This window comes from Marivita sp. (genome assembly GCF_022763305.1).
Classification (GTDB): domain Bacteria; phylum Pseudomonadota; class Alphaproteobacteria; order Rhodobacterales; family Rhodobacteraceae; genus Marivita.
Window position 1 is genome coordinate 1 of record NZ_JALEGT010000070.1, and the last position, 10,311, is coordinate 10,311.

Here is a 10,311-nt window from a genome sequence, read left to right on the forward strand (position 1 = left end):
GTTCTTTTGCCCATACAAACATCGCACCGACGGCAGCATTGGCTTGCTGCACGCTGAACACTTCCGGTTCGAACGCGCCCGCCCATTGCTTTGTATCGCGATGTTCCGGGTGGTGTTTGTCGGTCAGCGCGTCGAGAAACTCTTCGTAAGAGTAGGGTCCTCCACAGTCCTCTGGCGGGCAGGCTCGCTCTCCGTCAACACAGGCGGGAAAGTCCAGATCTGGTCTTCCGGTTGGTTTGCTAAACTTCTCAACGGTGACGAGATGCCGCCAGCCATCGCCGAAATCATAAGTGTATGTGAACTGACTGCCTTTCTTGACCAGCTTTCCAAGAGTAAACCTCTTCTCGTCCTTCCGCCCATCGGTAGGGTCCCAGCTGTCGTCACTTTCGTCGCGGGCCTCGAACCTGTCTTCGCCAATCTCGAACTCATGCAAATGATAGTCTTGCCAAGGCATAGCGCCCTGGAGAACGGAATGCAGGATGTCCAAGCTGATGTCATTCGGCACGACGATACGGCGCCAGATGGGTGGTTTGATGCCAACCAGTTCGATTTTCAGCTCAATCAAAGTGTGTTCCGCCTGTCTCAATGGCCCTGCCGTTGAAGTAACTTTTGATTCTTAAGTTGAAGCATTCAAGGGGAACATTGGCCCCTCCCGCCCTTTGGCCAGGACCGCGCCCTACTCGGTCGGCTGCGCGCAGCCGCCCTCCCCGAGCTGAAACGCCGCCTCTCCCTGCGACGTGCCGCTGGCCCGGCCGTCTCCTCCGGAGCCAGCCCGACCAGCCGTCGCATGGTCGTGGCAACGCTTCATCTCGGCCGTTCCGGTTACGGTCACTGGGGCAGGGGTGTGCCCGCAACGGTGCGAACAGATGTATGTGGCCATCGGCCCAATCAAGCATAAAGCATGGGAAGTGCTTCAACCATGACGTTAGTCGTTGCAAAGATGGCTGTGCAAAATAGTGTGGTTCGGAGAGGGTTCCGATAATGTCTTCAATAATCAAGTTTTTCCGAATTACATTCTTTCTCGTCCTGTATTTTTTCTTATGTATGGTCGTGGTGACCACAATGCTTCAGGGTTGGCCGATTGGCGGCCAGATGTTGTTTGCATTTGGTGTTCCCGTCATTCTGGTCTGGTGGCAAGAAAAACGGAGATCGCGGAAAGTCGCTGCAAAGGCGCAAGCTGAGGGGAGTTCCGAAAATCTACCCCCCCGACCTGAGCCGGTGCCGCGCCCAAGTGCCTACGACAAGCGTATCGAGCGTGAGCGCGAACGAACTCGCGAAGCCATTGCGTCCAAAGCGCCGGCTGCCGTTCAAGCCTATTCCCCACCAAAGCAGGACTACGGTGAAATCGTTCGGGTTGGAAAGTCTGCGGCGCCGGCACTTGCAGCGGTCGCTGAACGAAACCAGCCCTCACGAGTGGCATCGAGCGCATCGACCCGATCAACGAAAAGCGGGTGGGTCCCGTCTAATGAAACAGCTAGCGTCGCCGGCCGCAACATCGGCGGGATGGTCTATGTCGGCACGCCTCCCTTGCTGAACACCAACGGGTATCGTGACAAGTGCCGAGCCTATATCGATCCGTCTCTGTCTGTCGCGCGCTCTGGAGCCGACAAAGCTGGTGAAGGTATGCCTTACTGGCCCGGATACGCGGATATCTCACCTCAGTGCCGGGCGACCTACCTCGACTGGTTGGCCAGCGGGCGCAACGACGCCTCCTACAACCCCGGATACATGTTCCTGTACTTCTACGGGCTGGAGCGTCGCTTCTTCGTCGATCAGTCCAACGAAGATGCCAAGGATATCGTCCAGGAAGTTCGGCGGCTGCATTCACTTTACCCTGACAACCACTCCGTCAGGCGCTATTTGGGTGAGTTCCTCGACATTGCGATGCTTGCCGAAACCGACCTCGACGCTATCGAACCGATTTTCGAGAAGCAGGGCTGGGAACTTCCGTTCTCACTCAAATACGCAATCGGAGCTCGGATCGACAAAGGCGAGAACCTGACGGCTGACTGGTTGCTGAGTTGGTTCATCTGCCATCCGGAAACAAATCTGAGAACTCCCGCGACGCGGTGCCGTGACGAGTTCGTCGCTCTTTTCCGTATGCGGTTTGATCGGCGTTTTCCTGATGGGCTCAAAGTGACAAAACCCCGGAAATCACTCACGGCATCCTATCGCGCCGCCTCCAGCGAGTTTCAGGGGTCAGTCAATCCGACCGTGGATGGCAAACCCGTGCCCGACATCTCCGGCTTGCGCAAGCCGGTCGAGATTGCGCAAGAGCTGGCTGACGAGGTGATGAACGACCTCGACAAGCTCAGTCGCTTCCTGGGCCGAAACCCTGACGGCCGCGGAAGTGTGGAAGCGCATGCCTTGCTACCCTCTGAACTTTGGGATGCTTTCCCATCAGAGGAAATGGACCGCTTGAAATCTTGGGCAAGCGATATCGTCGATCGCGGGGGATTGGTGCCGCTTGAGGAGGTGATCGGACGACTGGAGGGAGAAACGAACGAGAAGATCGGAAAACGGCAAATGACAGGAGCCGCCGACGCGCTCGCGCGCCTCGGTTTCGGTCTGGCGCCCGACCCTCGGTTTGCGCTCCGGTCGCCCAAGACGGAGGAGCCTGTTGTGCTGTTTCGTCTGGGCGAACCCATCGAAAGACTGGAGGACGTTTCCGACAGCTATCGAAGCGCCTTGATCGAATTGGCACTTGGGTCGTTAGTCGCCCATGCTGATGGTCGCATCGCGGAGCCTGAACGCAGGGCGTTGGAAGATCAGGTTTCTGCCACGGCCCTCAGCGATCAGGAACGCCGCAGGCTGCGTGCAAACCTTGAATGGTTCCTGGCCGTGCCACCGGACATGACGCTTCTGCGGCGCAAACTGAAGGAGGTGGGCCAAGACAGCCAAGCCGCTATGCGGGCAGCGCTGGTCGGTGCAGCACATGCCGATGGCATTATTCACTCCGACGAAGTCGCAAGCATCGAGAAAATCTACAAGGCTTTGGGACTTGATCCTGCGCTTGCCTACACCGACCTGCATGCTGGCGAAGTTGCGGATGGTCCACGCACTGTTCGCGCGTCGCAACCGGGTCGCCCGGGCGAAGCGATACCCGCGCTCGAAAAAGCCAGCGGACCGAAACTCGACGCTTCACGGATCGCAGCAATTCGTTCGGACACAGAGCGCGTGTCGTCCGTCCTCGGTCAGATTTTCGATGTCAAAGAGGAAGAAAGTGGTGCCTCCGCGCCTGCCAGCCAAAGCCAGCTGGTAGGGCTTGACCCGAAACACGGCGCCCTTGTCCTCGAACTGGTCACTCGAGAGCATTGGTCTGAAACCGAGTTCGAGACGATCTGCGCCTCGCATGGGTTGATGGCATCCGGGGCTTTGGAAGTCGTGAATGAATGGGCTTTTGAGACCTACAACGAAGCACTGCTCGACGAGTATGATGGATATGACGTGTCTCTGGAAATTGCGGAGGCGGTAAAAGAAAAGATGAGTGCGGAGGGCAGGGATGTCTAAGTTGAAACCACGTGAACGCGATGCAATCGTACAGGCGCTTCGGGCCGGGGTCGTGCCCAAACTCGGTTTGCGCCATATTCAGGTTGGCCGCGTCCGAGAGATTGAAGAGCTCGTCAAGGACATGGACCGGATATCCGATGGCGGATCGGCGATCCGGTTCATCATCGGGGAGTACGGATCGGGCAAGACGTTCTTCATGAACCTGATCCGCCTCGTGGCTCTGGAGAAAGGCCTGGTCGTGATGTTCGCGGATTTAGCGCCAGATCGGCGCATTCACGCGACCGGCGGACAAGCTCGCGGGCTGTATGCCGAGATGGCCCGAAACCTCTCGACGCGGACCAAGCCCGATGGCGGGGCATTGGCCAGCGTGGTGGAGCGATTTGTCAGCCAGGCTCACCGAGATGCTGAAGAACGGGATTTGCCCACGGGGACCGTCATTCGTGAACGCCTTGGCCACTTTGAAGAACTTACCGGAGGGTTTGAGTTCGCCGAAGTCATCCGTCGATATTGGGAAGGCCATGAGACCGGCGACGACGAGTTGAAATCCGCAGCCCTGAGATGGCTGCGCGGCGAGTTCGCGACACGCACCGACGCGCGCAAAGCACTTGGTGTGCGAACGATCATCGACGACGCCAGTGTCTATGACCATCTGAAGCTGATGTCGGCATTCGTGTGCGAGGCCGGGTATAAAGGATTGCTGGTCGGCCTCGACGAGATGGTGAACCTCTACAAGCTCACTTCGTCGCAGGCCCGCAATGCAAACTACGAACAGATCCTCCGGATCCTGAACGATGTGCTGCAGGGTAGCGCCGAGAACCTCGGATTCCTTATGGGTGGAACCCCGGAGTTTCTGATGAACACCCGTCGAGGGCTCTATAGCTACGAAGCCCTTCAATCGCGTTTGGCCGAGAACACCTTCGCGCGGGACGGATTGGTCGACCTTTCAGGACCGGTTGTCCGGCTGGCCAGCCTGACCCCTGAAGATCTCTTCGTTCTTCTGGCCAATGTGCGGCGGATCATGCAGGACGATGCCGGTGCTCTGCCGGACGACGCGCTCGAGGCCTTCATGGCGCATTGTTCGGACCGGATCGGTGAAGCTTACTTCCGCACCCCGCGCAATACGGTGACGGCATTCGTGAACCTGCTTTCCGTGCTTGAGCAAAACCCCGGTGTCGAGTGGAGCGATCTGATCGAAAAGATCGAGGTCTCCGAAGACCTCGGCGAAGACATGAACGAGGTAGACGAGTCGACTGGTGCCCAAGACCCCGGTGACGATGATCTGATCAGCTTCAAGCTCTGACGCCGATGAGCAGTGCGTTCGACAAACTGGCGAGGCCTGTGCAGAAATGGATACGCCAGAAAGGTTGGCGCGAACTTCGCGACATCCAGGCGCGATCCATCCGGACGATCTGCGAATCCAATGCCGATTTAATCGTTGCAGCTTCTACGGCGGGCGGAAAGACCGAGGCGGCGTTCCTGCCGTTGATTTCACAGGTGCTTGACGAGCCGTCGGGCGGCACCGGCTTCGACCTGCTCTACATCGGTCCGCTGAAAGCCCTGATCACGGACCAGGCCATGCGGCTGGAGGGCATCTGCCAGGAAGCAGAGCTTCCGGTTGTTCCCTGGCACGGAGATGTCTCGCAATCCATCAAGACGCGCGCGTTGATATCTCCAAAAGGGATCCTTCTGATAACCCCAGAGTCCCTTGAGGCGCTTTTCATTCGTCGCGGTTTGGAAATTGCCCGCCTGTTTGGGGCGACACGGGCGGTCGTGATCGACGAGCTGCACACAGTTCTGGACAGCGAACGCGGTGTCCAGCTTCGTTCACTGCTCACACGGCTCGAGCTCGCGATAAAGCGCCCAATCCGTCGGATAGGTCTGTCAGCTACGCTAGGCGACATGGACCTCGCTAAGGCCTATCTTCGCCCTGACGCCGCAAACGCTGTCCAGCTGATCGAAGCAGATGGCGGCGAGGCTGAATTGAAGCTTCAGCTTCGCGGTTACCTTTCCGGCGATGAAGATGAAAACAGCCCATCCGCAACGGACGCGATCGCAGCACATCTTTTCAAACACCTTCGAGGCAGCGACAACCTGGTCTTCGCCGGAGCGCGTCAACGGGTCGAGATTTACGCAGATCGGTTGCGGGAGCTTTGCGAACGGGAGCACCTGCCACAGGAATTCTATCCCCACCACGCGAGCCTCTCCCGAGAACACCGTGACTTCGTTGAGCGGCGCTTGAAGGACCCTGCGAAACCGACGACAGCCGTTTGCACATCGACGCTCGAGCTTGGAATCGACATCGGTGACGTGACCTGCGTGGCTCAAATCGGTGCGCCATTCAGCGTCGCCGCGTTGCGACAACGGCTTGGCCGATCAGGCCGGCGTGAAGGACAGCCGGCCATTCTCAGGCAGTATGCTGTCGAAGCCAAGTTGACGCCGGAGAGCAGTTTCGTGGATCGTCTTCGCCTCGGCCTGATCAGGTCCATCGCGATGATAGACTTGCTGCTGGAAGGCTGGTGCGAACCTCCAAAACCTCAGGCGCTTCATCTCTCGACGCTCGTCCACCAGATACTGTCAGTCATAGCGCAGCGCGGCGGTGCGTCTGCAAGCGTGGTCTACAATGTGCTCTGCCGCGAAGGCCCCTTTCGGAAGGTCACAACCGAAGTCTTCGCAGATGTGTTGCGTGCAATCGGCCACCCAGAAACCGGCTTGATCGAACAGGTCGGCAGCGGGCTGTTGCTTTTGGGACCCGCGGGCGAAAAACTGGTTGAGCATTACAGCTTCTATGCGGTGTTTCAGACGCCTGAGGAATTCCGGTTGGTCGCAGAGGGGCGGGACCTTGGAACCCTGCCGATCGATAATGTTCTTGCCCCTGGGATGCTATTAATATTCTCTGGGCGACGTTGGGTTGTTCAAGAAATCCATGATCGTGAAAAGGTCATCGTCGTCAAACCCGCGAAGGCTGGTGTGCCGCCCGTCTTCGGCGGCGATGCGGGGGACATTCATGACAAAGTGATCGACCGAATGTTCGCCGTGCTCGAGGGGGATTCCAGCCCAGCTTACATGGATACAGTCTCTTTGATGATGCTCGAGGAAGCGCGTGCTCACTATGAACAGCTGGGGTTTAGGGCCAATAACCTACACACCATTGGCGAGCATACATCAGTCATTGCGACGCGGGTCGGTACTGTGAAGACATCAACCCTCGCGCTAGCACTGAGAAGTGAGGGGTTTTCGGTCGAACTGCATGACGGGTTTCTGATGGTGGAGGCCGGGGACGAAACCCCCGATCTTCAAACGGTACTAGCGCACATTCGATCTGGCGAACCTGTCGATCTGTTCGCTGGAGCTGGGAATTTAATGTCGGAGAAGTTTCATCCTTACCTGTCGCAGCCCCTCTTGGAGTTGGATGCAATTTCTTCCAAGCTTGCGCCCGATACTCTTACCGCGATGGTCGGTAGAATCGTCCCAGCATAATATGTGCGGCAATACTCGTTGACTGTTTTCATCGCTCCTAGGGCTAGTGATTGCTTTGTCTCCGCCAAGAAAGGACGGCATCTTCCGTTCCCGCAACTGGTGCCGCGTCACTCCAACGATCCCAGAAATTGACTGTCGCGCTATTGGGCTTGAAGCGCGGCTCGGACACCACAACTCGCGTCGGAAGCAAGCTCGCATCGCCGACCACCAATGCCTCACCGATGTCGAGGACCGGTAGAAGATCACCAAACCCGCCGAGGCTGTCAGGCAGCAACCGTTTGATCACGGATTGATCGTCGCCGTTGGTCAGCCGCATCGCAATGACATTGTTGCACTGGCTCAGAACGGTGCGGTTCACTTCGGATGGTCTTTGGCTGATAACCACTAGTCCAACACCGTATTTCCTGCCTTCTTTGGCGATCCTCTCGAAAATCCCGACCGAGATCTCATCGGCTGACTCTGACGACGCACGCTCCGGGATATACAGATGTGCCTCGTCGCAGAACAATGCGATGGGATGACGGTTGTCTGGTGGCGTCCACTGGCTGACTGTGAATATCAGCCGAGCAATCAAGCTGACCATGAGCGGCAGGATGTCGGACGGCACTTCCGAGAAATTGATGATCTTGATCCCACCCTTGCCATCAGCTTGCGATCCGCGCCCGCCTATCAGGAAATGCGTTACCTCCGACAGCCAGGCCATATCCATACAGGCTGCTGGCGGCTGAAATATGAACCCAAGCCTGCGATCATTTCGTTTGGCTTCAAATCGCGCGATTAAGCGGCTGAGCTTGTCGAAGTATGGTCCTTGCTTATCCTTGTTGTTAGCGCCCGGAACCATTTGTTCGTTCAAGTCAGATAGTTGCTTGTGGACACTGTCGATATCGAAAGGCACGGGGCTATCGATAGTGAAATTTGCAAGAATGTCGGCGTGTTTTCCCGGATCAAGCATTGCGCGCTTCGCATCGGTGATACAGCGCGTCATGAGCATGGCTTGGTTCGGAGCGTTCTGATCGGACCGATCTACAAACAAAGCGACCAATGCCTCATAGCCGAGAAGCCAGAACGGTAGATGTAGAACACCGTCGGCCAGTCGGCGATCGTGTCCAATGTCCCCCGGCCCAGCGATGCGTAGATGCCGAAACTCGTCGCTATCGAGGGTCTGGTACTCACCATGGATATCGAACAAGATTACGTTGGCTTGTGGAAGACCGGCAATCTGGTCTAGGAGCCGCGCAGTTGTGTACGATTTGCCGCTGCCAGTGCTACCGACCACGATGGCATGACGTTGGAACAGACGGTTGCCGTTCAAGAAGGCCCGCGCGTCCTCGTCCAAAGCATAGCGACCAAGATCAAGCTGCGGGCCGTCGCCGGAAACCTGCGAAATGACCTGCATGAAGTCTGTCAGGCGCTGACCTTCCAAGGAAAAGCAATCCGCATCGATTTCGGGCACAGTCTCTAGGGTGCGCTTAAAGACGTTCTCTTTCAGCCCCTCCTTGTCTACGAGTGTTCCAATCAGAGCGACCCGAACGAGGTTGTTTTCGGGGAGCGCGGCTTCCGGATCCTCCTCAGACCCGTCTATTGCAGTTTCGTCACCTGCTTTGCGTGTGATGCGCGAAACTATCCCGATTAAGTGCTGCCCGGCTTTCGAGCTTCTGATCGCGGTCAACCGATTGACCTGAATCCGTTTGAGGCGTTCAAGTTCATCGACTCGCACCGTCACAGTGGCAGTATCGACGGCAATAATTTTGCCGAGACTTTCATCATCGTTGAAATCAAGTATGCCCAACTCTTCCTCCTAAAACCCAATCAATTCGTTCAATGCAGGCAACTCCCAATATTTGCCCCCGATAACAACAATACCGTCTGGGCTGTCACGGTTGTAAACCATCGTCCCCTCATCGTGGTTCTCGAGCGCGAGGTAGTGACGCCCGGCGTTGTTCTTGAGAAAATCCTTGGCTTCGGGCGTTAAGGTGCGCGCTGCGACAAGGATGGGAACGTCATGCACACGACAACGCGTCATCAGCTTCGGATGGATATGGCCGTCGCGGAACCCGTATCCTATGCAAATGAATGCGGTCGCGGCACTCAACACACGATCGGCGCCCTGTATCGCGCTCCGAAAGGGCTCGTCGTGCGTCCGCTGATATTTGCTTACACCTGGCGTGACGATCAACGGAACCAAACCATCGGGCAACTCGCTCGTCATCGGTAGCGACATCACACCCCCATGCGGGTCTGAAAACCAATCAAGAGACCCGTGGACTTTCCAGACTGTGACCGTCCGCGCCAAATTGGCCCCTTGTTTGAAAATCAGATTCTCCGCCCCATCGGCCCGTCGCAGATAGCCCGGAAGGAAACCCGTGTTGTGGATGTAGCCGCCTGAATCGGCTGCATACTCTGCAACGCGGTCGTAGTTTGTTGTTACGACATGGATATTGCGGTTTGTACTTCGGAATAAACCTGTGAATAGGGTGCGGAGCGGAAAAATGGTCTCGGTCTTTATAGCTGATTTGAGCAGGCTATAATCGCCCTGAGCGATGAAGTCCCAGGTACTTCGGACAATCTTGACAACCAAGGAGTCGGGTAGAGGCTTGTTTTCTAGTGCTGCTTCTAAATGATCTCCAGCGGCCAAGGCTGTTCTAACAAGTGTCCAGGCATCGACTTCCGGTCCATCGTCGGCCTGTACATTATCGCGGAGCCAAACGGCCAAATCCCCCATGCCACGAATGCCATGCGGTATCGAGGCCCCGCTGCCCAAGACTATCACTGGGCTATGCTGTGCACAGTTTTGGCACTGCTTTGCGAGTTCTTCTAGTTCCAAAGCTATTTTGCCTCACTTCTTGTACTTCGGCTTAGTTTGTCTGTGCCCGAAAACGATTTGGTCCAAAATTTCGCTCTTACGATACCCCCGGTAGCACTTCTTTGTCACAGCAAGTTTTCGCTGTCGTCGCAAGGTGGGTGCGTCGGGAATCTGGCAAGTGACATGGATCCGAAAATGCCTGCTCCAGCTATGATCCATGCATCAACATGCGCCCTCTGGCATCTTTGACGGCTGTTCACCATCCTTCCTTAGCGGCCAACGCACTTCTCCCTTTGTCTGAGTTGCATGACATGCTGGTCGCAGCTGTCGTCCCGTCCACAAAGGTTGCCGCCGATCTTTTTCCCCTGACCCTGCGGGTCATTCCTCGCGGAGCAAAAAGACCGGCACCTGCCCCTCTCCGCTACGCTTCGCCTTCGGTGTGCCCGGGCCTTGGCCAGCTGCAAGGTGACCATCATTGCAACGCAAACAAGGAGAAGAGCAATGACCACGAACTGCATCAA

7 protein-coding genes are annotated in these 10,311 nt (G+C 56.8%); 4 read left to right on the forward strand and 3 right to left on the reverse strand.

Features of this window, described 5'->3' with window-relative positions; translation table 11 throughout:
- On the reverse strand, positions 1-565 hold a 565-nt coding region (locus MRY75_RS13720; protein ID WP_292308575.1), incomplete at its 3' end, for a plasmid pRiA4b ORF-3 family protein.
- Between the two features lie 416 nt (positions 566-981).
- On the opposite strand from MRY75_RS13720, the gene MRY75_RS13725 reads away from it, so the two are divergent.
- The 3 genes from MRY75_RS13725 to MRY75_RS13735 are packed head-to-tail and all read left to right on the forward strand — an operon-like array spanning position 982 to position 6,987.
- Positions 982-3,510, forward strand: coding sequence for a TerB N-terminal domain-containing protein (locus tag MRY75_RS13725; RefSeq protein WP_292308576.1), 2,529 nt, complete (start codon positions 982-984; stop codon positions 3,508-3,510).
- Positions 3,503-4,810, forward strand: a complete 1,308-nt coding sequence (locus tag MRY75_RS13730; RefSeq protein WP_084353833.1) for an ATP-binding protein — start codon at positions 3,503-3,505, stop codon at positions 4,808-4,810. Before MRY75_RS13725 ends, MRY75_RS13730 begins: the two co-directional genes overlap by 8 nt.
- A 5-nt stretch (positions 4,811-4,815) precedes the next feature.
- Entirely contained in the window at positions 4,816-6,987 is a 2,172-nt protein-coding gene (locus MRY75_RS13735) for a DEAD/DEAH box helicase (RefSeq protein WP_084353832.1), read from the forward strand.
- 43 nt (positions 6,988-7,030) lie between these two features.
- Here the strand turns inward: MRY75_RS13735 and MRY75_RS13740 are convergent, their stop codons facing one another.
- Complete coding sequence (locus tag MRY75_RS13740) at positions 7,031-8,776, reverse strand: ATP-binding protein (protein ID WP_084353831.1); 1,746 nt, start codon at positions 8,774-8,776, stop codon at positions 7,031-7,033.
- Positions 8,777-8,785: 9 nt separating this feature from the next.
- Entirely contained in the window at positions 8,786-9,709 is a 924-nt protein-coding gene (locus tag MRY75_RS13745; RefSeq protein ID WP_152460852.1) for an SIR2 family protein, read from the reverse strand.
- Positions 9,710-10,101: 392 nt separating this feature from the next.
- On the opposite strand from MRY75_RS13745, the gene MRY75_RS13750 reads away from it, so the two are divergent.
- Positions 10,102-10,311: hypothetical protein (locus MRY75_RS13750; RefSeq protein ID WP_292308577.1), on the forward strand; the 210-nt coding region annotated here is incomplete at its 3' end.

What these genes read in the sequence shown, in the direction of transcription:
- MRY75_RS13735 (WP_084353832.1), top strand. Translation starts at nt 4,816, where the DNA reads ATGAGCAGTGCGTTCGACAAACTGGCGAGGCCTGTGCAGAAATGGATA.
- MRY75_RS13745 (WP_152460852.1), bottom strand. Translation starts at nt 9,709, where the DNA reads ATGGGGGATTTGGCCGTTTGGCTCCGCGATAATGTACAGGCCGACGAT.
- MRY75_RS13730 (WP_084353833.1), top strand. Translation starts at nt 3,503, where the DNA reads ATGTCTAAGTTGAAACCACGTGAACGCGATGCAATCGTACAGGCGCTT.
- MRY75_RS13725 (WP_292308576.1), top strand. Translation starts at nt 982, where the DNA reads ATGTCTTCAATAATCAAGTTTTTCCGAATTACATTCTTTCTCGTCCTG.